Source organism: Pantoea sp. SGAir0175 (assembly GCF_043547855.1).
In genome coordinates this window covers 3,346,923-3,371,219 of the sequence record NZ_CP028081.1, presented here as the reverse complement: position 1 = coordinate 3,371,219, position 24,297 = coordinate 3,346,923, and the positions used below count along the sequence as shown (strand labels likewise).

The 24,297-nt window shown below is 57.4% G+C and carries 18 protein-coding genes; 10 read left to right on the top strand and 8 right to left on the bottom strand.

The features are described from left to right. Nucleotides 1-10: 10 nt before the first annotated feature. Nucleotides 11-865, top strand: coding sequence for a beta-lactamase regulator AmpE (gene ampE / locus C1N56_RS15875; RefSeq protein ID WP_394516854.1), 855 nt, complete (start codon nt 11-13; stop codon nt 863-865). On the opposite strand, the gene C1N56_RS15870 is transcribed toward ampE, so the two are convergent. From C1N56_RS15870 to aroP, 3 genes are all read right to left on the bottom strand, one after another. Then, nucleotides 847-1,800, bottom strand: coding sequence for a glycoside hydrolase family 43 protein (locus C1N56_RS15870; RefSeq protein ID WP_127833683.1), 954 nt, complete (start codon nt 1,798-1,800; stop codon nt 847-849). The genes ampE and C1N56_RS15870 overlap by 19 nt on opposite strands. After that, nucleotides 1,797-3,203, bottom strand: a complete 1,407-nt coding sequence (locus C1N56_RS15865) for a glycoside-pentoside-hexuronide (GPH):cation symporter (protein ID WP_394516853.1) — start codon at nt 3,201-3,203, stop codon at nt 1,797-1,799. The genes C1N56_RS15870 and C1N56_RS15865 overlap by 4 nt, the downstream gene beginning before the upstream one ends. A 154-nt stretch (nt 3,204-3,357) precedes the next feature. Beyond that, nucleotides 3,358-4,713 (bottom strand): aromatic amino acid transporter AroP, encoded by a 1,356-nt coding sequence (gene aroP / locus C1N56_RS15860; RefSeq protein ID WP_058759500.1) that lies wholly within the window; start codon nt 4,711-4,713, stop codon nt 3,358-3,360. A 512-nt stretch (nt 4,714-5,225) separates the two neighbouring features. Here aroP and pdhR point away from each other — a divergent pair. The 4 genes from pdhR (at nt 5,226) to lpdA (ending at nt 12,289) form a co-directional block, all read left to right on the top strand. Next, the gene (gene pdhR / locus C1N56_RS15855) at nt 5,226-5,990 is read left to right on the top strand and encodes a pyruvate dehydrogenase complex transcriptional repressor PdhR (RefSeq protein ID WP_021507539.1); all 765 of its coding nucleotides are present in this window, start codon (nt 5,226-5,228) and stop codon (nt 5,988-5,990) included. Between the two features lie 126 nt (nt 5,991-6,116). Further along, complete coding sequence (gene aceE, locus C1N56_RS15850) at nt 6,117-8,783, top strand: pyruvate dehydrogenase (acetyl-transferring), homodimeric type (protein WP_021507538.1); 2,667 nt, start codon at nt 6,117-6,119, stop codon at nt 8,781-8,783. A gap of 14 nt (nt 8,784-8,797) precedes the next feature. Continuing rightward, complete coding sequence (gene aceF, locus C1N56_RS15845; RefSeq protein ID WP_058770609.1) at nt 8,798-10,690, top strand: pyruvate dehydrogenase complex dihydrolipoyllysine-residue acetyltransferase; 1,893 nt, start codon at nt 8,798-8,800, stop codon at nt 10,688-10,690. Between the two features lie 174 nt (nt 10,691-10,864). Further along, complete coding sequence (gene lpdA, locus C1N56_RS15840; RefSeq protein ID WP_021507536.1) at nt 10,865-12,289, top strand: dihydrolipoyl dehydrogenase; 1,425 nt, start codon at nt 10,865-10,867, stop codon at nt 12,287-12,289. 149 nt (nt 12,290-12,438) lie between these two features. Here the strand turns inward: lpdA and C1N56_RS15835 are convergent, their stop codons facing one another. Beyond that, nucleotides 12,439-12,585: a Hok/Gef family protein gene (locus C1N56_RS15835; RefSeq protein WP_021314460.1), complete on the bottom strand. Its 147-nt coding sequence runs from the start codon at nt 12,583-12,585 to the stop codon at nt 12,439-12,441. A 763-nt stretch (nt 12,586-13,348) separates the two neighbouring features. On the opposite strand from C1N56_RS15835, the gene acnB reads away from it, so the two are divergent. Beyond that, a complete protein-coding gene (acnB, locus tag C1N56_RS15830) occupies nt 13,349-15,946 on the top strand; it encodes a bifunctional aconitate hydratase 2/2-methylisocitrate dehydratase (RefSeq protein ID WP_152999258.1) in 2,598 nt (865 codons plus the stop codon). 168 nt (nt 15,947-16,114) lie between these two features. Next, entirely contained in the window at nt 16,115-16,477 is a 363-nt protein-coding gene (yacL, locus tag C1N56_RS15825) for a protein YacL (protein ID WP_031279698.1), read from the top strand. 39 nt (nt 16,478-16,516) lie between these two features. Here yacL and C1N56_RS15820 read toward each other — a convergent pair whose 3' ends face one another. The 4 genes from C1N56_RS15820 to C1N56_RS15805 form a co-directional block, all read right to left on the bottom strand. After that, nucleotides 16,517-17,836, bottom strand: a complete 1,320-nt coding sequence (locus C1N56_RS15820; RefSeq protein WP_021507533.1) for an MFS transporter — start codon at nt 17,834-17,836, stop codon at nt 16,517-16,519. A gap of 41 nt (nt 17,837-17,877) precedes the next feature. After that, nucleotides 17,878-18,831: a phosphoglycerate dehydrogenase gene (locus tag C1N56_RS15815; protein WP_058770607.1), complete on the bottom strand. Its 954-nt coding sequence runs from the start codon at nt 18,829-18,831 to the stop codon at nt 17,878-17,880. Between the two features lie 171 nt (nt 18,832-19,002). Further along, nucleotides 19,003-19,887, bottom strand: coding sequence for a dihydrodipicolinate synthase family protein (locus C1N56_RS15810; protein WP_394516852.1), 885 nt, complete (start codon nt 19,885-19,887; stop codon nt 19,003-19,005). A gap of 11 nt (nt 19,888-19,898) precedes the next feature. After that, complete coding sequence (locus C1N56_RS15805; RefSeq protein WP_058780452.1) at nt 19,899-21,053, bottom strand: iron-containing alcohol dehydrogenase; 1,155 nt, start codon at nt 21,051-21,053, stop codon at nt 19,899-19,901. A gap of 188 nt (nt 21,054-21,241) precedes the next feature. Between C1N56_RS15805 and C1N56_RS15800 the strand changes: the two genes are divergently transcribed. The 3 genes from C1N56_RS15800 to C1N56_RS15790 are packed head-to-tail and all read left to right on the top strand — an operon-like array spanning nt 21,242 to nt 24,254. Then, a complete protein-coding gene (locus C1N56_RS15800; RefSeq protein ID WP_238561175.1) occupies nt 21,242-22,513 on the top strand; it encodes a D-threonate kinase in 1,272 nt (423 codons plus the stop codon). Continuing rightward, complete coding sequence (locus tag C1N56_RS15795; protein ID WP_370515548.1) at nt 22,458-23,486, top strand: D-threonate 4-phosphate dehydrogenase; 1,029 nt, start codon at nt 22,458-22,460, stop codon at nt 23,484-23,486. Before C1N56_RS15800 ends, C1N56_RS15795 begins: the two co-directional genes overlap by 56 nt. Nucleotides 23,487-23,492: 6 nt before the next feature. Beyond that, nucleotides 23,493-24,254 (top strand): DeoR/GlpR family DNA-binding transcription regulator, encoded by a 762-nt coding sequence (locus tag C1N56_RS15790; protein ID WP_022547144.1) that lies wholly within the window; start codon nt 23,493-23,495, stop codon nt 24,252-24,254. Nucleotides 24,255-24,297 lie beyond the last annotated feature (43 nt).

Here is a 24,297-nt window from a genome sequence, read left to right as displayed (position 1 = left end):
AGGAGCAGGTATGACGTTGTTTAGTTTGTTGTTAGTTTTGGGTTGGGAACGCCTTTTTAAATTAGGTGAACACTGGCAGCTGGATCATCGGCTTGAGCCGCTGTTTCGCGGTCGCCAGCGCTTCTCGTTGCTGCGTACGCTGCTGATGACCGTGATCGCCATGCTGCTGGTCTGGCTGGTGGTGTTGAGCCTGAAGGGCATTCTGTTTGGCGTGGCGCAGCTGCTGTTCTGGATTGTGGTCGGTTTGCTGTGCATTGGTGCCGGCTCGGTGCGGCTGCATTATCATCAGTATCTTAAAGCGGCGAGCCACGATGATGAAGCGGCCCATCAGGCGATGGCGGCAGAGCTGACGCTGATTCACGGCGTGCCGGTTGACTGTAGCGAGCGCGAATTTCTGCAGGCGCTGCAAAACGCGCTGATCTGGATTAACTTCCGCTTCTATCTTGCGCCGCTGTTCTGGTTTGTCGTGGGTGGCCCTTACGGGCCAGTGTTGCTGGTGGGGTATGCGTTTCTGCGTGCCTGGCAGAGCTGGCTGGCGAAACACCGTTCACCGCTGGAACGCGCACAGTCCGGCATCGATCGCATTCTGCACGTGCTGGACTGGATTCCGGTGCGGCTAGCCGGTGTGGCTTATGCGCTGCTCGGCCACGGCGAGCGTGCGCTGCCGGCATGGTTTGCTGCGCTCAGCGATGTGCATCGTCCACAGTATCAGGTGCTGACCAGCCTGGCGCAGTTCTCGCTGGCGCGCGATCCGCATCTGGATAAAGTGGAAACGCCACGGGTTGCCGTGGCGCTGGCCAAACGCGTTTCGCTGGTGCTGGTCGTGGTAGTGGCGCTGCTGACTATCTACGGCACGTTAGTGTGATCGGCAGGCGGCACGCCGAAATCCGGTGTGCCGTCTTCGCGCCAGGCAAAATATTTAAGCCGCGTATGGCGGTTGGGATCCCACAGCGGATCGCCCTCAATTTCGGTGTAATTCCGTGCGTGATACACCAGCACGTCCCGTCCTGCTTCATCCACGGTAAAACTGTTATGCCCCGGACCGTACTGGTGATTATCCCAGCTGGTGGCAAATACCGGCCGCGCCGATTTGTGCCATGCGCTGATGTCGAGCGGATCGGCCTGCGCGTCAATACTCAGTATGCCGAGGCAGTAATTTTCATCCGTGGCGCTGGCTGAGTAGGTGACAAACAGCCGCTCGCCATGGCGAATCACCGCCGGTCCCTCATTGACGCTAAAGCCGGCACACTCCCACTCATACTCCGGCCGGCTGAGCATCAGCGGCTGGGTTTTCAGCGTCCACGGATTCAGTAATTCCGCCAGATACAGGTTGGAGTTACCGGGAATCGCCGGGTCTTTTTGCGCCCACAGATACCAGTTTTTACCCTGATGCACGAAGTGGGTGGCGTCGAGGGCGAAGGTATCGAGGTGGGTTTGCACGCGGCGGCACGGCTGCCAGTGACCGCTGAGCGGATCGGCATCATCACATACCAGCGCGTACATACGGTGCTGAAACAGCCCCTCTTTGATTTCGCGGGACGGCGCGGCAGCAAAGTAAATCACCCACTGGCCATTGATCACGTGCAGTTCCGGTGCCCAGATCAGGGCGCTGCAGGGACCGCTGTCCGGTTTATGCCACACGGTAGTGGCCGGGGCGGTAATCAGGCCGTTAAGCGTGCTGGCATAGCGCAGCTCCAGCCGATCGTACTCGGGCACCGATGCGATAAAATAGTAGCCATCGCCGTGGCGCAATATAAACGGATCGGCACGTTGCGTAATAAACGGGTTAGGCCAGCTCATTTAATTTCTCCTGGTTGTGAGGTTGCGGGGCGAACGGGGGCAGATAAGTCATGGAAGTTGGCGCGACGCAGGGCGAGATCCTGCTGGATGGTGCGCATCAGCGCGCGGTCCACTTTCAGCAGGCGCACCACGCCGGCGGTGATCAGATAGCCGACGCCGGGGATCAGGGTAAACAGCAGCACAATGCCGTTGAGCGCGCTGGCAGACTGCTGTTTCGCCGCTGCGTCATAGCCATACATCGACAATAAAAACCCGACCATGGCACCCGCTACCGCCAGTCCGACCTTGAGGAAAAACAGGTTGCCGGAGAAGCTGATCCCGGTGATGCGTTTACCGGTTTTCCATTCGCCGTAGTCATCGACATCGGCCATCAGCGACCAGTGCAGCGGCGACGGGATTTGGTGCAGGATGTTCAGCAGGAAATAAGCAATTACCACGGTGACGGTGGCGTGCGGATCGATCCAGTAAAAGCCGCTGGAGAACAGCGCCAGTGCAATGTTGGTCCAGAAAAACACCTTCAGCTTGCACCAGCGATCGGTGAGGACTTTCGCCAGTGTGCTGCCCAGCATCATGCCGATGACGCCCAGGCTGATAAACAGCGTCGCAAAGTGCGTCGACTGGCCCATCACCCAGGTGACGTAATACATGGTGGCGGCCATGCGAATAAAACCGGGACAGACATTACAGAACGTCAGCAGCAGAATGCGCACCCACTGATCGTTCTTCCATACATCGCGCAAATCTTTCTTCAGATCATCGTTGCTCGGTACCGCCGGGCGAATACGCTCGCGCACCGTGGCAAAACAGAACAGAAACATCACCAGGCCAATCAGCGCCAGCACGCTCATCGCCAGCTGATAGCCGCGCGCTTTGTTGTCGCCGCCAAACCACTCGGCCATCGGCAGCAGCGACAGCGAGAGGATCAGCGTGGCGATGCCCACCATGACAAAGCGGTATGACTGGCAGGAGACGCGTTCACCGGGATCGTTAGTGATGACGCCGCCCAGCGAGCAGTAAGGAATATTGATGGCGGTGTAGGTCAGCGACATCAGGAAATAGGTGACAAATGCCCAGATCACCTTGTTTTCATAACTCCAGTCCGGGGTGGTAAACATCAGCACGCTGAACAGCACGTAGGGCAGCGATATCCACAGCAGCCATGGGCGAAAGCGTCCCCAGCGGCTCTGTGTGCGGTCGGCAATCGCGCCCATTATCGGGTCGGTCACCGCATCCAGCACCCGTACTGACAGCAACAGCGTGCCGACCAGCGCCGGAGCAAGGCCAAATACGTCGGTGTAGAAGTAGTTGAGGAACAGCATGATGGCACCGCCGATCATGTTGCATCCGGCGTCACCCATGCCGTATCCCAGTTTTTCTCTGAACGAGAGGGCTGCTCCTTTCATTAGTCGTCTCCTGCGACAAGTGGAGCAAAAATTATCAGCGTTAAATCAGTAACCTGGTGGGGAACAATCGGTCAGGATGATGGACAAAATACGCGGGCGGGGAAAAGTGTGAAGCGGATCGGCCCGGCAGCAGCGTGCCGGGCCCGGTGAAGCATCAGGCTTTCTGTACCCGATTTTTAACGGTATAACCCACGGCCAGCACCAGCAGCCACACCGGAATCAGCCACACTGAAATCGCCATGCCCGGCGTCATCAGCATGATCACCAGAATGGCCGCCAGGAACAGCAGGCAGATCCAGTTACCCAGCGGATACAGCACCGCCCTGAAACGGGTTGTCACGCCCTGCTGGTCTTTTTTCTTGCGGAATTTCAGGTGCGCGAGGCTGATCATCGCCCAGTTGATGACCAGCGCGGAGACCACCAGCGACATCAGCAGGCCGAAGGCTTCGCCCGGCATCAGATAGTTAATCAACACGCACAGCGCAGTGGCTACCGCCGAGACCAGAATAGTCGCCACCGGCACACCACGACGGTCCACTTTCAGCAGCGCTTTTGGCGCGTTGCCCTGCTGCGCGAGGCCGAACAGCATGCGGCTGTTACAGTAAACGCAGCTGTTATACACCGACAGCGCGGCGGTCAGGATCACCACGTTGAGCGCATTTGCCACCAGCGCATCACCCAGTTCGTGGAAGATCAGTACAAACGGGCTGGTCTCTTCGGTGACGCGCGTCCATGGCAGCAGGGACAGCAGCACCGCCAGTGAGCCGATGTAGAAAATCAGGATACGCCACAGCACCTGGTTGGTGGCTTTAGGGATGCTCTCTTGTGGATTGTCGGCTTCTGCGGCGGTGATCCCCACCAGTTCAAGGCCGCCGAAGGAGAACATGATGATCGCCATCATCATCACCAGCCCGCTGACGCCGTGCGGCAGGAAACCGCCCTGGTTCCACAGGTTGCTGACGCTGGCCTGTGGGCCGCCGTTGCCGCTAAACAGCAGCCAGCCGCCAAACAGGATCATGCCGATGACCGCCACCACTTTGATAATCGCGAACCAGAACTCCATCTCACCGAACACTTTAACGTTGGTCAGGTTGATGGCGTTGATCACCACAAAGAAGATAGCCGCAGTGGCCCAGGTAGGGAATTCCGGCCACCAGAACTGAATATATTTGCCGACGGCGGTGAGTTCAGCCATCGCCACCAGCACATACAGCACCCAGTAGTTCCAGCCGGAGGCAAAGCCGGCAAAGTTGCCCCAGTATTTATAGGCGAAGTGGCTAAAGCTGCCGGCCACCGGCTCTTCCACCACCATTTCGCCGAGCTGGCGCATGATCAGGAAGGCAATAAAACCGGCGATGGCATAGCCGAGAATCACGGCCGGACCGGCCGATTTAATCACTGATGCGCTACCCAGAAACAGACCGGTACCGACGGCACCGCCCAGCGCAATCAGCTGAATATGGCGATTTTTCAGGCCGCGATGCAGCGTTTCGCCATGCTGTTGTTCCATACAAACCTCATGATGTTGTTATTGTGCACCTGCAGTGCGCGCACTGTAAGGCTGTTCTATCTGTGTACGTTTTTCTTTACGGTATCCGGCGGGCTGTGTGCAAGCCTGAGCTACCCTGGCGACCAGAATAGTGATAAGCGCGCCGCTTTGCACCTGCTTTTGCTTTTTGTGCTGAGAGATGGCTGAAAAAGCAGCAGCATCCTCTGCGCTTCCCTTGCGCTATTTCTGCCATGAATAAGGCTTAAACACGAATAGCATTCGCTTATGGCTACGCAGCCTGGTGTGCGCTAATGCAGTGTAAGGTTTGGTAAAAGTGAAATCTGTTAACATTTGCCGGGCTGAGACGCTTTTCTGCCAGATCCCGGTAAGTTAGCGCACGGTAACCGGTGTCTGCGGTGAAAGTGTGCGGGGGGCCATATAGACACAAGGTGAATACTTTGTTACTTTACGGGCACCATTTTTCAATTGGTATTACCAATTTACTCCGGACGTTTGGCTCATAAGAAGGGATGATGGCCTACAGTAAAATTCGCCAACCCAAGCTCTCCGATGCAATCGAGCAGCAGCTGGAATCCCTGATTATGGAAGGGACGCTCCAGCCGGGTGAAAAACTGCTTCCCGAGCGTGAACTGGCCAAACAGTTTGATGTCTCACGTCCATCGCTGCGCGAAGCGATCCAGAGTCTGGAAGCCAAAGGCCTGCTGCTGCGCCGTCAGGGTGGTGGCACCTTCGTACAGCAGAATCTCTGGCAAAGCCTGAGCGACCCGCTGGTCGGCCTGCTTGCTGAACATCCTGAATCCCAGTTTGACCTGCTGGAAACCCGCCACGCGCTGGAAGGCGTTGCGGCCTACTACGCTGCGCTGCGCGGCACCGACGAAGACCTGCAGCGGATTCGCGACTGTCACGTCAACATCCAGCAGGCGCAGGACAGTGGCGATTTAGATGCTGAGGCCGATGCGGTCATGAAGTATCAGATCGCTGTCACAGAAGCAGCCCATAATGTGGTGCTGCTGCATTTGCTGCGTTCGATGGGCCCTATGCTGGAACAGAACGTCCGTCAGAATTTCGAATTGCTCTACGCTCGCCGCGAAATGCTGGCGAAAGTGAGCGGTCACCGCGCCAGTATCTTTGAGGCGATTGTGGCTCGTGAGCCAGAACAAGCACGCGAGGCATCCCATCGTCACCTGGCGTTCATTGAGGAAATCTTGCTGGACAGAAGTCGGGAGCAGAGCCGTCGTGAACGCTCCCTGCGTCGTTTACAGCAACGTAAGGAATAACGCACGGCAATGAACGTGCGACATAAACGACGGGCCTGTCTTCTTGTGCTGTGAATCAGAAGCAAAGCACAAGCAGACAGGCTCCTGATAATTCAACGTATTAGACACAGATAAGGAATACACCCCATGTCAGAACGTTTACAGAATGACGTGGATCCGATCGAAACTCGTGACTGGCTACAGGCGATCGAATCGGTCATCCGTGAAGAAGGTGTTGAGCGCGCGCAGTATCTGATTGATCAGGTATTGAGTGCTGCACGCAAAGGCGGTGTGAAAGTGGCAGCGGGCGGCAACGCCGTCAGCAACTACATCAACTCCATTGCGGTCGAAGATGAGCCGGAATATCCGGGGAACACCTCTCTTGAACGTCGTATCCGTTCCGCAATCCGCTGGAACGCCATTATGTCGGTTCTGCGTGCGTCGAAGAAAGATCTGGAGCTGGGTGGTCACCTGTCGTCTTTCCAGTCTTCTGCCACCATTTATGAAGTGTGCTTCAACCACTTCTTCCGCGCGCGTAGCGAGCAGGATGGCGGCGATCTGGTCTATTTCCAGGGCCACATTTCTCCGGGCATCTACTCGCGTGCGTTCCTTGAAGGACGCCTGACTGAAGAGCAGATGAACAACTTCCGTCAGGAAGTCCACGGCAACGGTCTCTCTTCCTATCCGCATCCAAAACTGATGCCGGACTTCTGGCAGTTCCCGACCGTGTCGATGGGGCTCGGCCCACTGAACGCCATCTATCAGGCGAAGTTCCTGAAATATCTGGAACACCGCGGCCTGAAAGATACCTCTAAGCAGACCGTTTACGCCTTCCTTGGCGATGGCGAGATGGACGAACCAGAATCCAAAGGTGCGATCACCATCGCTACCCGTGAGAAGCTGGATAACCTGGTGTTCATCATCAACTGTAACCTGCAGCGTCTCGACGGTCCGGTCACCGGTAACGGTAAGATCATCAACGAGCTGGAAGGCATCTTTGCCGGTGCTGGCTGGAACGTGATCAAAGTGATCTGGGGCGGACGCTGGGACGAGCTGCTGAAGAAAGATACCAGCGGCAAGCTGATTCAGCTGATGAACGAAACCGTTGACGGCGACTATCAGACCTTCAAATCACGCGACGGTGCGTACGTGCGCGAGCACTTCTTCGGTAAATACCCGGAGACCGCAGCGCTGGTGAAAGACTGGTCAGACGAAGAGATCTTCGCCCTGAACCGTGGTGGTCACGATCCGAAGAAAATCTACGCGGCACTGAAGAAAGCGCAAGAGACCAAAGGTCAGCCAACGCTGATCCTGGCGCATACCATCAAAGGCTATGGTATGGGTGACACTGCGGAAGGTAAAAACATCGCGCACCAGGTTAAGAAGATGAACATGGATGGTGTTCGCTACATCCGCGATCGCTTCAACGTGCCAGTGGCTGACGACAAGATCGAACAGCTGCCGTATGTGACCTTCGAAAAAGGCTCAGAAGAGTACAACTACCTGCACGGCCAGCGCGAGAAGCTGGGTGGCTATCTGCCAACCCGTCAGGCTGAGTTCAGCGAAAAGCTGGAAATGCCGGCGCTGGAAGAGTTCAGTGCGCTGCTGGAAGAGCAGAGCAAAGAGATCTCTACCACCATCGCCTTCGTGCGTGCGCTGAATGTGATGCTGAAGAACAAGTCGATCAAAGATCGTCTGGTGCCGATCCTCGCGGACGAAGCGCGTACCTTTGGTATGGAAGGTCTGTTCCGTCAGATTGGTATCTACAGCCCGAACGGCCAGCAGTATACGCCGCAGGACCGTGAGCAGGTTGCTTACTATAAAGAAGACGAGAAAGGCCAGATTCTGCAGGAAGGGATCAACGAGCTGGGCGCAGGGTCTTCCTGGCTGGCGGCGGCGACCTCTTACAGCACCAACAACCTGCCGATGATTCCGTTCTACATCTACTATTCGATGTTTGGTTTCCAGCGCATCGGCGATCTGATGTGGCTGGCAGGCGACCAGCAGGCGCGCGGCTTCCTGGTGGGCGGCACGTCCGGTCGTACCACGCTGAACGGCGAAGGTCTGCAGCACGAAGATGGTCACAGCCACATTCAGTCGCTGACTATCCCGAACTGTATCTCTTACGATCCGTCTTACGCGTACGAAGTGGCAGTCATCATGCATGACGGTCTGGTACGTATGTACGGCGAAGCGCAGGAAAATATTTACTACTACATCACCACGCTGAACGAAAACTACCACATGCCTGCGATGCCGCAGGGTGCGGAAGAGGGTATCCGTAAGGGTATCTACAAGCTGGAGACGGTAGAAGGCAGCAAAGGCAAAGTGCAGCTGCTGGGCTCAGGTTCTATCCTGCGTCACGTGCGCGAAGCGGCACAGATCCTGGCGAAGGATTACGGCATCGGTTCTGACGTCTACAGCGTGACCTCGTTCACCGAGCTGGCACGCGACGGTCAGGATTGTGAGCGCTGGAACATGCTGCACCCAACGGAAACTCCACGCGTACCGTACATCGCTCAGGTGATGAACGACGCGCCGGCGGTGGCATCGACCGACTACATGAAGCTGTTCGCAGAGCAGGTTCGCAGCTACGTGCCAGCCAGCGATTATCGCGTGCTGGGTACCGATGGTTTCGGCCGTTCAGACAGCCGCGAAAACCTGCGTCACCACTTCGAAGTGGATGCGTCATACGTAGTGGTTGCAGCCCTGGGTGAACTGGCTAAACGCGGCGAAATCGAGAAGAAAGTGGTGGCGGATGCGATCGCGAAATTCAACATCGATGCCGATAAAGTTAACCCGCGTCTGGCTTAAGAGGTAAGAGAGTAATGGCTATCGAAATTAACGTACCGGATATCGGGTCAGACGAAGTTGAAGTCACCGAGATTCTGGTCAAGGTGGGCGACAAGGTTGAAGCCGAACAGTCGCTGATCACCGTGGAAGGCGATAAAGCCTCGATGGAAGTGCCTTCGCCGCAGGCCGGCGTGGTCAAAGAGATCAAAATCGCGACCGGTGACAAAGTGAATACCGGTTCACTGATCATGATTTTCGACGCCGAAGGTGCAGCTGCTGCGGCACCGGCCGCCGAAGAGAAACCAGCGGAAGCCGCACCTGCTGCGGCTGCCGCCAGCGAAGCGAAAGACGTTAACGTACCGGATATCGGCGGCGATGAAGTCGAAGTCACCGAAATTCTGGTTAAAGTGGGCGACAAAGTGGCGGCCGAGCAATCGCTGATCACCGTCGAAGGCGACAAAGCGTCCATGGAAGTGCCTGCACCGTTTGCCGGTGTGGTGAAAGAGATCAAAATCGCCACGGGCGACAAGGTGAACACCGGTTCACTGATCATGATCTTTGAAGCCGAAGGCGCGGCGCCAGCAGCGGCTGCCAAACCTGCCGTGAAAGAAGCGGCGGCCTCCGCGCCAGCCGCGGCTGCGGGTGCCAAAGACGTTAACGTCCCGGATATCGGCGGCGACGAAGTGGAAGTCACCGAAGTGCTGGTCAAAGTAGGCGATAAAGTTGAGGCTGAGCAGTCACTGATCGTGGTGGAAGGCGATAAAGCGTCAATGGAAGTTCCGGCGCCGTTTGCCGGTACGGTTAAAGCGCTGAAAGTGGCTACCGGCGATAAAGTCAGCACCGGTTCGCTTATCATGGTGTTCGAAGTAGAAGGCGCTGCGCCGGCTGCTGCGGCACCGGCAGCGAAACAGGAAGCCGCACCAGCTGCAGAAGCCAAACCGGCTGCTGCACCTGCGCCAGCAGCGGCGAAAGCCGATGCGAAGAGCGAATTTGCTGAAAACGATGCTTACGTGCACGCCACGCCGGTGATTCGTCGCCTGGCGCGCGAGTTCGGTGTTAACCTGGCGAAAGTCAAAGGCACCGGCCGTAAAGGTCGCATCCTCAAAGAGGACGTGCAGGCTTACGTGAAAGATGCGGTGAAACGCGCTGAAGCGGCACCGGCTGCGGCCGCAGGCGGCGGTATTCCGGGCATGCTGCCATGGCCGAAAGTGGACTTCAGCAAGTTCGGTGAAATCGAAGAAGTGGAACTGGGTCGTATCCAGAAAATCTCGGGCGCTAACCTGAGCCGTAACTGGGTAATGATTCCGCATGTGACCCACTTCGACAAAACCGATATCACCGATCTGGAAGCGTTCCGTAAGCAGCAGAATGCGGAAGCCGAGAAGCGCAAGCTGGATGTGAAGTTCACCCCGGTGGTGTTCATCATGAAAGCGGTCGCCGCGGCACTGGAGCAGATGCCACGTTTCAACAGCTCGCTGTCGGAAGATGGCCAGAAGCTGACACTGAAAAAGTACATCAACATCGGTGTGGCGGTCGATACGCCAAACGGTCTGGTGGTTCCGGTGTTCAAAGACGTGAACAAGAAAGGCATCACTGAGCTGTCGCGTGAGCTGATGGCGACGTCGAAGAAAGCGCGTGATGGCAAACTGACCGCCAGCGATATGCAGGGCGGCTGCTTCACCATCTCCAGCCTTGGCGGCCTCGGCACCACGCACTTCGCGCCAATCGTTAACGCGCCGGAAGTGGCTATCCTCGGGGTGTCTAAGTCGGCGATGGAGCCGGTGTGGAACGGCAAAGAGTTCGCTCCGCGCCTGATGATGCCGATTTCGCTGTCGTTCGACCACCGCGTCATCGACGGTGCGGATGGTGCGCGCTTCATCACCATCATTAACAATATGCTGTCTGATATTCGCCGTCTGGTGATGTGACGTTAATCAAGGCCGGCAAATGCCGGCCTTGTTGTAAGCATTCGGAGTTGCCGCGGTTGGCAGTTTGTTAACAATTCTGTAAACTCTCGCGGTGAAATGTCCCGGTGGAGATAGGGCATCAAGAGCCTGGGAAAGGGTCGCTTTTGACCGCCGGCAATCTAACAAGAGGTCATGATGAGTACAGAGATTAAAACTCAAGTCGTGGTACTTGGGGCAGGTCCTGCAGGTTACTCTGCAGCCTTCCGTTGCGCTGATTTAGGTCTGGAAACCGTACTGGTAGAGCGCTACAGCACCCTCGGCGGTGTCTGTCTGAACGTCGGCTGTATCCCGTCAAAAGCGCTGCTGCACGTGGCGAAAGTCATCGAAGAAGCTAAAGCTCTGGAAGAGCACGGTATCGTGTTTGGCCAGCCGCAGACTGACATCAACAAAATCCGTACCTGGAAAGAGAAAGTCATCACTCAGCTGACCGGCGGTCTGGCTGGCATGGCAAAAGGCCGCAAAGTGAAAGTGGTCAACGGTCTGGGTAAATTCACCGGCGCCAATACGCTGGTGGTAGAAGGGGAAGGTGGCGCAACCACCATCAACTTCGATAACGCCATCATCGCTGCAGGCTCGCGTCCTATCGAACTGCCTTTCATTCCACATAACGATCCGCGCGTGTGGGACTCTACCGATGCGCTGGAGCTGAAAGAAGTTCCGAAGCGTCTGCTGGTTATGGGCGGTGGCATCATCGGTCTGGAGATGGGTACCGTCTACCATGCGCTGGGTTCAGAGATCGACGTGGTCGAGATGTTTGACCAGGTGATCCCGGCCGCCGATAAAGATGTGGTGAAAGTGTTCACCAAGCGTATCAGCAAGAAATTCAACCTGATGCTGGAAACCAAAGTCACCGCGGTAGAAGCGAAAGACGACGGTATCTACGTATCAATGGAAGGTAAAAAAGCGCCGGCTGAACCACAGCGTTACGACGCAGTGCTGGTGGCGATTGGCCGTGTACCGAACGGTAAAGGTCTGGATGCTGGTAAAGCAGGCGTGGAAGTGGACGATCGCGGCTTTATCCGCGTCGACAAACAGATGCGCACCAACGTGCCACACATCTATGCTATCGGTGACATCGTCGGTCAGCCAATGCTGGCGCACAAAGGCGTGCACGAAGGTCACGTGGCGGCAGAAGTGATTTCCGGTCTGAAGCACTACTTCGACCCGAAAGTGATCCCTTCTATCGCTTATACCGAGCCAGAAGTGGCCTGGGTGGGTCTGACCGAGAAAGAAGCCAAAGAGAAAGGCATCAGCTACGAAGTGTCCACCTTCCCGTGGGCGGCATCGGGCCGTGCTATCGCGTCTGACTGTGCAGACGGTATGACCAAACTGATCTTCGACAAAGAGACGCACCGTGTTATTGGTGGCGCGATTGTCGGTACCAACGGCGGCGAGCTGCTGGGTGAAATCGGTCTGGCTATCGAGATGGGTTGTGATGCCGAAGATATCGCGCTGACCATCCACGCGCACCCAACCCTGCACGAATCGGTTGGCCTGGCGGCGGAAGTGTTTGAAGGTAGCATTACTGACCTGCCAAATCCAAAAGCGAAAAAGAAATAATTTCGCCTGAGGCTTAGGTTTATTAACGGCTCCTGTAAGGAGCCGTTTTTTTATTAATTGAAAAAGTAAGTTGAATAGATAAAAGCGGGCGCAGGAGCAACACGTTAAACGTTGCCGGAATAGCGGAGGAAACCCTCCGCTATTGAAGTTTACTGTTGTGCTTCGTAAGCCATGACAGCCGATAATTCAGCCGCGAATATCCGCAATCGTAATTCACACAGTGAACTGCGATTTGCCAGGCATAAACCTAACAGGATGAGCCCGCTGATAATCAGCGTGCTGAATTTCACCTTCATAATCACTTACTCCTTGCATTAGCACGAGCAAGCCATTACCCTGACACTGTCTGGGTGTAGGGTAGTGGCTCACCCGTGCGGTTAATGAAAATTAATCGCACGGTTCACCTTCCACCATCCACCTCAATTTCTTTTGCAGATCTTAAGGCAGATAGCCTCAAGCGCCCGCAGGCAGTCTACGCTATTTATTTATCATTTCCTCTTTTATTTTTTATCTCTTTTTTAAATCGCAGTTATTTTTTAAGGGTTTATTTTAATTGAATGACTAAGTTTAAAGATTCATTTAAACCGGCACTGCGTTGATAATTAATTAGATGTGCGCAAGGCATTGCGTTCAATATTTATCAGGTGATGTGGTATTAATTTTTCCTCAGGAAAACGTATGGGAAGCTGAACGGTAGCCGTTTAGTGCAAGCGCATTAGCACATAACCAAAAGTGAATGAACCGGCCTGAAAGGGGATTGCAGGTTATGGATTCGCTGCGTGAAGGCCGGATGCAACAAATTACGCGCTACACCCTGGCTCCGCTGGCTATCGGCACAGGCGCGAACAGCCGCTGTCACGGCCATTCTGGCGTCTCTCCTGGCGCAAAGCGCAGACAAATCTGCTAAATAACGCGCGGATGTTGCTTTTTTGTAAACGGATTAACAATCAGCCGAAATCCTGCTATGCTGGCCGACGCAGAACCGGGCACCTCACCCTACTGTTTGACAGCATCAACAGGTGCACCGGAAAGCTATACAATGAGAGCGAGGAGAACGTCGTGCTAGAAGAATACCGTAAGCACGTTGCCGAGCGTGCTGCCCAGGGAATCGTACCTAAGCCGTTAGATGCTTCCCAGATGGCCGCGCTGGTTGAACTGCTGAAAAACCCGCCAGCGGGTGAAGAAGAATTCCTGACTGACCTGCTGGTCAACCGTGTCCCGCCGGGTGTTGATGAAGCGGCGTATGTAAAAGCCGGATTCCTGGCAGCTATCGCAAAGGGCGAAGCCCACTCTCCTCTGGTCACTCGTGAAAAAGCAGTCGAACTGCTGGGCACCATGCAGGGCGGCTACAATATCCATGCGCTGATCGAGGCGCTTGACGATGAGGCTCTGGCACCGATTGCCGCTGAAGCACTGTCCCACACGCTGCTGATGTTCGATAACTTCTACGACGTCGAAGAGAAAGCCAAAGCGGGTAATCCCCACGCGAAGAAAATCCTCCAGTCCTGGGCTGATGCAGAATGGTTCCTCAAGCGTCCTAAGCTGGCAGAAAAAATCACCACCACCGTGTTCAAAGTGACCGGCGAAACCAACACCGACGACCTCTCTCCGGCGCCGGATGCATGGTCACGTCCGGATATTCCACTGCACGCGCTGGCGATGCTGAAAAACCCACGTGACGGCATCGAACCCGACGATGCTGGCAACATTGGCCCGATCAAACAAATTGAAGCTCTGCAGCAGAAAGGCTTCCCGCTGACCTACGTCGGTGACGTGGTTGGTACCGGTTCTTCACGTAAGTCCGCGACCAACTCAGTGCTGTGGTTCATGGGTGACGACATTCCGTATGTGCCGAACAAAAAAGGCGGCGGTCTGTGCCTCGGCGGTAAAATCGCGCCGATCTTCTTCAACACCATGGAAGATGCCGGCGCGCTGCCGATCGAACTCGACGTCGAGCGCCTGAACATGGGCGATGTGATTGACGTTTACCCATACAAAGGTGAAGTACGCAATCACGAGACCAATGAACTGCTGGCGACCTTTGCGCTGAAAACTGACGTGCTGCTGGATGAAGTGCGCGCCGGTGGCCGTATTCCGCTGATTATCGGTCGCGGCCTGACCACCAAAGCGCGTGAGTCGCTGGGTCTGCCGCACAGCGATGTGTTCACCAAAGCCAAAGATGTGGCCGAAAGCAACCGTGGTTACTCGCTGGCGCAGAAAATGGTGGGCCGCGCCTGCGGCGTGGCAGGGATTCGTCCTGGCGCCTACTGTGAACCGAAAATGACCTCGGTCGGCTCTCAGGACACCACCGGTCCAATGACCCGTGATGAACTGAAAGATCTGGCGTGTCTGGGCTTCTCCTCCGATCTGGTGATGCAGTCCTTCTGTCACACCGCCGCTTATCCGAAGCCGGTCGATGTCACTACACACCACACGCTGCCGGACTTCATCATGAACCGTGGCGGTGTTTCGCTGCGTCCAGGCGATGGCGTGATTCACAGCTGGCTGAACCGTATGCTGCTGCCGGATACCGTCGGCACTGGCGGTGACTCACACACCCGCTTCCCGATTGGCATCTCGTTCCCGGCCGGTTCTGGTCTGGTGGCGTTTGCCGCGGCGACGGGCGTAATGCCTCTGGATATGCCGGAGTCAGTGCTGGTGCGCTTCAAAGGCGAAATGCAGCCGGGCATCACGCTGCGCGATCTGGTGCATGCGATTCCGCTGTACGCCATCAAGCAGGGCCTGCTGACCGTTGAGAAGAAAGGCAAGAAAAACATCTTCTCCGGTCGCGTGCTGGAAATCGAAGGTCTGCCGAAGCTGAAAGTTGAGCAGGCGTTTGAGCTGACCGATGCCTCGGCCGAGCGTTCTGCTGCGGGTTGTACCATCAAGCTGGATAAAGAGCCGATCATCGAGTATCTGAACTCCAACATCGTACTGCTGAAGTGGATGATCTCCGAAGGCTACGGCGACCGTCGTACGCTGGAGCGCCGTATCCAGGGCATGGAAAAATGGCTGGCCGATCCGCAACTGCTGGAAGCCGATGCCGATGCGGAATACGCAGCGGTAATCGAAATCGATCTGGCGGAAATCAAAGAGCCAATCCTGTGTGCGCCGAACGATCCGGACGACGCACGCTGGCTGTCTGACGTGCAGGGCGAGAAGATCGACGAAGTGTTCATCGGTTCGTGCATGACCAACATCGGTCACTTCCGTGCGGCAGGTAAACTGCTGGACGCGCACAAAGGCCAGCTGCCGACCCGCCTGTGGGTAGCGCCGCCAACCAAGATGGATGCCGCGCAGCTGACAGAAGAGGGCTACTACAGCGTCTTTGGTAAGAGCGGTGCGCGTATCGAGATTCCGGGCTGTTCACTGTGCATGGGTAACCAGGCGCGCGTGAAAGACGGCGCGACGGTGGTTTCCACCTCCACCCGTAACTTCCCGAACCGTCTGGGTACCGGTGCCAATGTGTTCCTGGCATCAGCCGAGCTGGCCGCGGTCGCTTCCCTGCTGGGTAAACTGCCTACGCCGGACGAGTATCAGCAGTTTATGGTGCAGGTGGATAAAACCGCTGCCGACACCTACCGCTACCTGAACTTCGATCAGCTGGGCCAGTACACCGAAAAAGCGGATGGAGTGATTTTCCAGACCGCGGTGTAAAATACGCCTGCCAGTGAAAAAGGGACGAGCGCATCGTCCCTTTTTTTATGCGCTTTTTTCCCTCGCCGTCTCCAGGCATAATGCGAGCGCGATCCCACTTTCTTGCGCGCGCTGCGCACAAAATGCACGAAAGCGTGCCGTCTGGCGCGCCACTGGTATGAGGCCAACATGGAATATGAATTTCTGCGTGACGTGACCGGTCAGGTCCGGGTACGCATGTCGATGGACCACGAAGCGGTGGGGCACTGGTTCAATGAAGAGGTGAAAGAGAACTTTGCGCTGCTGGATGAAGTCGAAGCCGCGGTGCGTGCAGTCAAAGGCACGCAGCAGCAGTGGCAGCGCGTCGGGCACGAATATACGCTGTGGCTGGATGAGGAAGAGGTGATGATCCGCGCCAATCAGCTGGCGTTAGAGGATGACGGCCTGGAAGAGGGCATGACTTATTACGATGAGGAGAGCCTGTCGTTCTGCGGCGTGGAGGATTTTCTCGCGGTGATTGCTGCTTATCGCCGGTTTATGGCCGGCCGCTAACGGGCGCCCGCAGCCGGGGCGCCACTGCCGTTGCGCAGTTTACACGCCGTTAATGGCGGAACGGGCGTGGGATAAAGGTTCCTCATCCACAATCGGTTCGACCTTACCGAGCAGGAACAGATAGTTAAGGATTCCGATCACCACCAGCACCGCCGAGAACACCAGCGCCCAGGTAAAGTGGCCGGTGGCACCGACGATAGCGCCGGTAATGATTGGCCCGACCGCGCCGCCCATATTGGAGACGGTATTCTGCAGCCCGGCAACAATTGACACGCTGTTGGTGGGCGCAACATCGCCCGGCAGCGCCCACACCTGAGAGGCCGCGACGGTGGTGCCGGACTTAGCAATACACAGCAGCAGTACCGTCATGAACACGGAATCGGTGAACGGCGCGAACCCGATGCACAGCGCCATCAGCAGGCCAATCGTCAGGAACAGCTTGCGCGTGGCGGTCAGCGACAGCACTTTTTTATGCACCATACGGTCCGACGCCCAGCCCGCCAGCACCTCAATCACCATGCCGCAGATCAGCGGCAGCGCCGCCACCATGCCCATTTTCAGGAAATCCATCCCTTTGTCTTTCACCAGGTAGGTTGGCAGCCAGGTGATAAAGAAGTAGGAGGTGTAATTGATGGTGAAGAAGCCAATACACATCGCCCAGATGTTGCGGTAGCGCAGCAGCTTGTACCACTTCATCGGCCGCACGTTCTTATCGCCGTGCTTCTGCGCCTGGCCATCGCGGATCAGGCGCACTTCATCGGCGCTGATCGCTTTATGGTCTTCCGGGTTCTCGGCATAAATGAAATACCAGGCGATGACCCAGATCAGCCCGACGGCACCAATCGCCAGAAAGGTCAGACGCCAGTCGAACAGCGCGATCATAAAGACGATCAGCGGCATGGCGACGGCCCCGCCAAATTTTGATGCGCTGTCGAACAGGCCTGAGACGGTGGCGCGCTCGCGATCCGGGAACCAGCGCGCGGTAATACCGGCGTTGCTGGGATAAGCCGCTGCTTCACCCACGCCGAGCGCCAGACGCAGCGCCAGCAGCGATTTAAAGCCGGTGGCGAGCCCCATCGCCATGGTGGCAATCGACCACCAGCCGACAGCGATACCGAGGCCTTTTTTCTGGCCGAAGCGGTCGGCAAACCAGCCTGCCGGGATCTGCAACAGCGCGTAGGACCAGAAAAATGCTGCCATGATAAAGCCCATCATCTCCGGATTGATGTCGAGCTCGGTGATCAGGTGCGGTGCGGCGGCAGAGAGTACGGTACGATCAATATAGTTAATGGCAATGGCCAGCCACATCAGGCCGGCGATCCACCATCTGATGCGTGTTGAGCGTGCGGTGTTGGTCATAATCATTATCCACGCGAAAAGGGTGACAGAGGAGGGCGGCGTCAGGCCAGCCCGTTCATGACATTCATCGGGCGTTCGCCCTGTTTGATACACTGCACAATCTGCGTCACGCAGCGTTCGCCGATGGCGCTGATAGCACCGTCGGTATAACCGGCAAGGTGCGCCGTGGGGATAAAGTTGCTCAGGGTGAACAGCGGATGCTGCGCCAGCGGCTCCTGCACAAAGACATCCGCCGCCGCACCGGCAATCACGTTATCCTGCAATGCCTGGTAGAGATCCTGCTCATTCACTACGCCACCGCGTGACGCGTTGATGAGAAACGCGCTCTTCTTCATGCGCTTCAGGCGCGCGGCGTCGAACAGGTTTTGCGTCTGGTCGGTGAGCGGCATATGTAAGGTGATGAAGTCGCTGTGCTCCGTCAGCTGATCGAGGCTGACAAACGTCACGCCGTGTTCGGCGGCGAAGGCGTCATCGGGATAAAAATCGAAGGCGAGGATGCGCATATTGAAGCCTTTAGCGCGCAGTGCCACCTGCTTACCGATATTGCCCAGGCCGATGATGCCGAGCGTTTTGCCGTAGACGTCGGTGGCAAAAATGCGTGGCCAGTGGCCGGCGCGGGTCTCTATTGCGGCGGTGGTGATCTGGCGCGCGCTATTGAGAATCAGCGCAAAGGCGAAATCGGCAACCGCGTGTTTGTTCGCGTCCGGCACGTTTGTCACGTAAATACCGCGCGCACGCGTCGCGTCGAGGTCGATGTTATCGACGCCTACGCCGTGCTTGCAGACAATTTTCAGCTGCGGTGCCAGCGACAGCAGCGCATCGTTGACCTCGGTAAAGGCCACGATCAGGGCGACGGTGTCGGCGAGATGCGGCGCCAGCGCGCTGAGCGGCGCGTCGGCGGGCAGCGTAATCAGCTCAAAGCCCTGCTGGCGCAGTGTGTCGATCGGCGCGGCGTCATAGCGGGCGAACGAAGGTGAAGTACAGATGACTTTCATAGCAAATGCGTCCCGGTGTTAATAACGGCAGCCATCGCTGCCTGAATCCGCCCCGCCACCGTCAGATTAACCCTAACCCTGATGGCGGCAGGGGGGAGCGGCGCCTGTATTGCGCGATGAATCGCGCCGCTACCACAGCTGCGTGCGGTAAGTGCTTTGAATTTACTGGCTTTACTGCAAATACTGATTCACGATCTGGCGGATCTTCTGCTCTTCCTCCGCAGAGAAGCGCACCGCATAGCGGCTGTCGCCAACCTCATAGCCGAGCAGCGCCACGGCTTTTTTCACCGCCGCCGGGGAGAAACCGATGCTGTAGAGATCGGTACGCAGGCCGGTGACGTTCTCCTGAGCGGCGCGCGATCCGGCGATGTCGCCGGCATGGAAGCGCGCCCAGATGGCGTTAATCTCTTTCGGTGCCACGTTAGCCAGCCCGGAAATACAGGCGGAGCAGCCATCGACGAAGCCCTGATGAATCAGTGAATCCGGCCCGTTCAGTACATTGAAATGCGCAATACCTGCCGCTGCCTGCAGAAAGCCGCTCAGACTTTCGTAGCTGCCGGCGCTGTCTTTGATGCCAATGATGTTGGGATGCGCTGCCAGCGTACGCACGGTTTCCGGCTGCAGCGTATTACCGGTGCGCGCCGGAATGTTGTAGAGAAACAGCGGGACGTCGAGGGCGTCGGCCACGGCGCGGTAGTGATCAATCAGCTCTTCCTGTTTAAGCGGGACAAAGTAAGGGGTGATCACCGAGACGGCATCCACACCCAGCTTTGCTACCTGCCTGCCCAGCCGGATAGTCTCACGCGTCGAGATCTCGCCAATGTGCGCCACCACCGGTGCAGTGCCGTTTACTTCGTCGACGCAGGTCTCGGTCACCGCCAGCTTTTCCTGCTCGTTCAGCACGAAAAACTCCCCGTTGGTGCCGCCGCAGAAAATACCGTTGCCGGCGCTCAGCTGACGCTGAATCTGTTCACGCTGCGCGGCAGGATTGTAGGCTCCGTCGCGATCAAAAGTGGTGACGATGGCGGTCAGTACGCCCTGAATATTTTTGCTCATGATTTCCCCGCTCATGCTGAGTGATTTAACGCCGGAAACAGCGTCAGGTAGACGTTGCGCACATCGTCGGCGCTGACTTTCATCGGTACATTCTTCATCAGGCGCTGCACGTCCAGCGCGGCTTCGACCAGATACGGCAGATGATCCGGCCCGATACCCAGTGCTTCCAGGCTGGCCGGCAGTTTAAGGCGCTGCACCAGCGCGGCGAAATAGGCCACCAGCGCGTGCGATTTGGCCTCTTCATCCAGTGCACTATCGGCATCCGGCAGCAGATCGTAGGCCTGCGCGAACTTGCTCACCGCCGCCGGACGCACAAACTGCATGCACGGCGCCAGCAGAATGGCGTTGGCCACGCCGTGTGGCAGATGATACTTGCCGCCCAGCGGATACGACATGGCGTGCACCAGGTGTGTCCCGGCATGGGCGATCGCCGCTCCGCCGTAGTAGGACGCCCACAACATATTCAGCCGTGCTTCCAGGTTGTCCGGTTCGGCAAGGGTCTTTTCGAGGCTGGCGAACAGCTTTTTCATGCCGATCAGCGCATAGTTATCACTCACCGGATTGGCCACGGTGGCGGTAAAGCACTCAATCAGGTGGCACAGCGCATCAATTCCGGTCGACGAGGCGATGTGCGCCGGCATGCTGGTGGTAAGTTCCGGAATCAGCGCCACGTAGTCCGGCAGCATCACCGGCGAAATAATACCGACTTTGGTCTCTTTCTCCGGAATGGCAAGGATGGCGTTGGGCGTGGCTTCCGAGCCGGTGCCGGCCGTGGTTGGGATCAGTAAAGAAGCGGTACGCGTGTGCGGCTTCTCACCGGCCAGCAGCGCCGTCAGGGTTGGCGCATCGGCCACGCATAGCACGGACAGCAGCTTCGCCACATCCAGTACGCTGCCGCCGCCAATGCCTATCACCAGATCGACGTCGCCGTGCGGCAGCGCCGCAACAATCGCCGCCACATCATGCTGGCTCGGCTCGGGCGGCACCGTATCAACCAGGCTCAGGCTGGCGATCTGCTGCTGCAGCCGGGCGACAAGCGCCTGCACCGCCGGAATACCCAGAATGTTTTTATCCGTGACCAGCAACGCCTTCTGCTTATCCTGCAGTAAATAGCTGAGATCGTTCAGAGCCTGATAGCCACTGATCACGGTGCTGTTGATATTCATGTCATGCCCTTATAACGGTTTTGCACATTATGATTAGGTTTGCTCAATGCTGTGCGAGGTGTATCTCTTTCTGAGGCTAAATTTATAGGCGATATCGATTTCAATTAATTTGATCTTGCTCACATATAATCAATCATGATTGAATATAATCAAATGCAGCACGGCAAGGGGCCGTGACAGGAGAGAGAATGACTTCATCGCCATGGAAAACGCCCGTTCTGGTGATTGCCGACGATTTTACCGGCGCCAACGACGCAGGCAGCGGCTTCGCACTGGCCGGCGCACGCGTCCACGTGCTGTTCAATAACCTGACGCCCCCGGATGCCGGCGCAGCGGATGTGCTGGTGATCAGTACCGATAGCCGTGCGGTCAGCGCAGCGGAAGCCGCCAGCCGTACACATGCCGCCATGCAGCCGCATCAGCAGATAGCGCAACACGGCTGGCTGTTTAAGAAGATTGACTCAACGCTGCGCGGCAATCCAGGCGCTGAGGTGGCGGCCGCGCTGCAGGTCAGCGCGAAACGGCTGGCGCTGGTGGTGCCGGCGGTGCCTAAGCTGGGCCGCATCACGCGCGGCGGGGAAGTGTGGATCCATCAGCAGCGCCTGACTGACACCGAATTTGCCAGCGATCCTAAAACCCCGGTGACCAGCAGTAACGTGCTGACGCGCCTGCAGATGCAATGCGACCTGCCAGGCGAGCAGATCGATCTTGCCACGGTACGCAGCGGCACGCTGGCCGCACGGCTGGTGACCAGTCAGGGCCTGCTGGTACTGGACGCGGAACAGCAGGCGGATATCAACGCCATTATCGCGGCTGCCGCGACGCTGCCGGAACGTCCGCTGCTGGTCGGCGCGTCCGGGTTAAGCGATGCGCTGGGTGCGCATCTTGCTGCGCGGCCCTCTCGCCCGGTGCTGGCGATAGTCGGTTCGATGAGCGCCATGGCGCAGCAGCAAATCGCCCGGCTCGCCAGCCAGCGTGACATCTGCTTGATTGATATTGATATTTGCCAGCTGTTTGCCACACCGGCATGGCCGCAGGCGGCAGCCTGGCAGCAGGCGATGGTCCAGGCGCTGCGCGAGGGCGTGCACTGTGTGGTGCGCACCACGCAACAGGCTGATCAGCGCCACGCGATTGCGCAGCTGTGTCAGCAGCAGCAGATTACGCGCCAGCAGCTCGGCGAGCGCATCTGCCAGTTTCTGGCGCAGCTGACGCGCGCCGTCTGCGCACACATTCAGCCTGCCGGCCTGTTTCTTTCCGGCGGTGACGTGGCCATCGCGGTGGCGCAGGCATTCGGGGCCAGCGGCTTTCAGATTCAGGGCCAGGTGGCGGGCTGTGTGCCGCACGGGGTTCTGCTTAACAGTGAATTACACCTGCCGGTGATGACCAAAGCGGGTGGCTTTGGTGATGAAAACACCCTGGCAGAAGCCATTCGTTTTATTGAGGAGAAGTCGAGTGAATAACACTATTGCGGTGACCATGGGCGATCCGGCGGGCATCAGCCCGGAAATCATCATTAAAGCGCTGGCGGAAGGGGAGCTGGCGGGCATTCCGGCGGTGGTGGTCGGCTGTGCCGCGACGCTGCGTCGGGTGCTGGCGCTGAACATTACGCCGCAGGCCGAGCTGCGCGTGCTGGACAGCGTGCAGGATGCGCATTTCGCACCGGGCATCATTAACGTCATCGATGAGCCGCTGGCCGATCCTGACGCGCTGCAGCCGGGCAAGGTACAGAAGCAGGCCGGCGATCTGGCCTGGCGCTGCGTGAAGCGCGCCACCGAACTGGCGCTGGCGGGCGACGTGCAGGCGATTGCCACCGCCCCGCTGAACAAAGAGGCGCTGCACGCGGCGGGCCACCTTTATCCCGGTCACACTGAACTGCTGGCACAGCTGACCCAGACCAAAAATTACGCCATGGTGCTGTATACCGACCATCTGAAAGTGATCCACGTGACCACGCACATCGCGCTGCGTAAGTTCCTCGACACGCTGAACGGCGAACGTATTCAGACGGTGATCGGCATGGCTGACAGCTTCCTGCGCCGCGTGGGCTATGACCAACCGCGCATCGCCGTCGCCGGGGTCAATCCGCACGCGGGCGAGAATGGCCTGTTTGGGGATGAAGAGATCACCACGGTGACGCCAGCGATCCAGGCAATGAAGCAGCAGGGCATTGATGTCCATGGCCCGTGCCCGCCGGATACGGTGTTTTTACAGTGCCAGCAGGGGCAGTACGATATGGTGGTGGCGATGTACCACGATCAGGGACATATCCCGTTGAAACTGCTTGGCTTTTACGATGGCGTCAACATCACGGCGGGACTGCCGTTTATCCGCACTTCCGCCGACCACGGCACGGCATTTGATATCGCCTGGACAGGTAAAGCGAACTCTGCGAGCATGGCGATCTCGATAAAACTCGCGATGCAGCTTGCATAGGGAAATATGAAGGGACAAAGCCGTCTCGACCAGATTATGGACTATCTCAAAAGTCATAATCTGGTCACTGTTGAACAGCTGGTGAGCGCCATTTCTGCTTCGCCAGCCACCATTCGCCGCGATCTGATTAAGCTGGACAAGGAAGGGGTGATTAGCCGCAGCCACGGCGGCGTCACGCTGAACCGCTTTATCCCGACGCAGCCGACCACGCTGGAGAAGATGCAGCGTAACCTGGCGGAGAAGCAGGCCATCGCCCAGTTCGCCGCCAGCTATGTGCAGTCCGGCGATGCGGTAGTGCTGGATGCCGGCACCACCATGCTGGAACTGGCACGACAGCTGACCCATTTGCAGCTGCGGGTGATCACCGCCGATCTGCACATTGCGTTGTTTTTGTCGGAGTTTAAACAGATTGAGACCACCATCATCGGCGGCCGCATCGACGACTCCAGCCAGTCGTGCATTGGTGAGCACGGCCGGCGCCTGCTGCGCAGCATCAATCCGGACATTGCGTTTGTCAGCTGTAACTCATGGAGCATTGAGCGCGGTATTACCACGCCGACGGAAGACAAAGCCGGGCTGAAGATGGATCTGCTGGCCAACGCGCGCCGGCGTATTCTGCTGGCCGACAGCAGCAAATATGGTTCATGGTCGCTGTACTGCGCGGCACCGATTGATAGCCTGACCGATGTGGTGACCGATTCCCGCCTTGATGAAGCGGTATGCCGTGATTTGCGCGAGCGCGGCATTGGCCTGCAGCTGACCGCGTAAATGTGCCGCCCGCATCAGCGGGTGAATGACGTGCGCTGCGCTA

Coding starts and splice junctions, on each gene's coding strand:
- C1N56_RS15835 (WP_021314460.1), bottom strand. CDS start 12,585: ATGAAGGTGAAATTCAGCACGCTGATTATCAGCGGGCTCATCCTGTTA.
- C1N56_RS15820 (WP_021507533.1), bottom strand. CDS start 17,836: ATGACCAACACCGCACGCTCAACACGCATCAGATGGTGGATCGCCGGC.
- aceE (WP_021507538.1), top strand. CDS start 6,117: ATGTCAGAACGTTTACAGAATGACGTGGATCCGATCGAAACTCGTGAC.
- yacL (WP_031279698.1), top strand. CDS start 16,115: ATGGAATATGAATTTCTGCGTGACGTGACCGGTCAGGTCCGGGTACGC.
- aroP (WP_058759500.1), bottom strand. CDS start 4,713: ATGGAACAACAGCATGGCGAAACGCTGCATCGCGGCCTGAAAAATCGC.
- C1N56_RS15870 (WP_127833683.1), bottom strand. CDS start 1,800: ATGAGCTGGCCTAACCCGTTTATTACGCAACGTGCCGATCCGTTTATA.
- C1N56_RS15815 (WP_058770607.1), bottom strand. CDS start 18,831: ATGAAAGTCATCTGTACTTCACCTTCGTTCGCCCGCTATGACGCCGCG.
- C1N56_RS15795 (WP_370515548.1), top strand. CDS start 22,458: ATGAAAACACCCTGGCAGAAGCCATTCGTTTTATTGAGGAGAAGTCGA.
- C1N56_RS15810 (WP_394516852.1), bottom strand. CDS start 19,887: ATGAGCAAAAATATTCAGGGCGTACTGACCGCCATCGTCACCACTTTT.
- C1N56_RS15865 (WP_394516853.1), bottom strand. CDS start 3,203: ATGAAAGGAGCAGCCCTCTCGTTCAGAGAAAAACTGGGATACGGCATG.
- aceF (WP_058770609.1), top strand. CDS start 8,798: ATGGCTATCGAAATTAACGTACCGGATATCGGGTCAGACGAAGTTGAA.
- C1N56_RS15800 (WP_238561175.1), top strand. CDS start 21,242: ATGACTTCATCGCCATGGAAAACGCCCGTTCTGGTGATTGCCGACGAT.
- C1N56_RS15790 (WP_022547144.1), top strand. CDS start 23,493: ATGAAGGGACAAAGCCGTCTCGACCAGATTATGGACTATCTCAAAAGT.
- ampE (WP_394516854.1), top strand. CDS start 11: ATGACGTTGTTTAGTTTGTTGTTAGTTTTGGGTTGGGAACGCCTTTTT.
- lpdA (WP_021507536.1), top strand. CDS start 10,865: ATGAGTACAGAGATTAAAACTCAAGTCGTGGTACTTGGGGCAGGTCCT.
- pdhR (WP_021507539.1), top strand. CDS start 5,226: ATGGCCTACAGTAAAATTCGCCAACCCAAGCTCTCCGATGCAATCGAG.
- C1N56_RS15805 (WP_058780452.1), bottom strand. CDS start 21,053: ATGAATATCAACAGCACCGTGATCAGTGGCTATCAGGCTCTGAACGAT.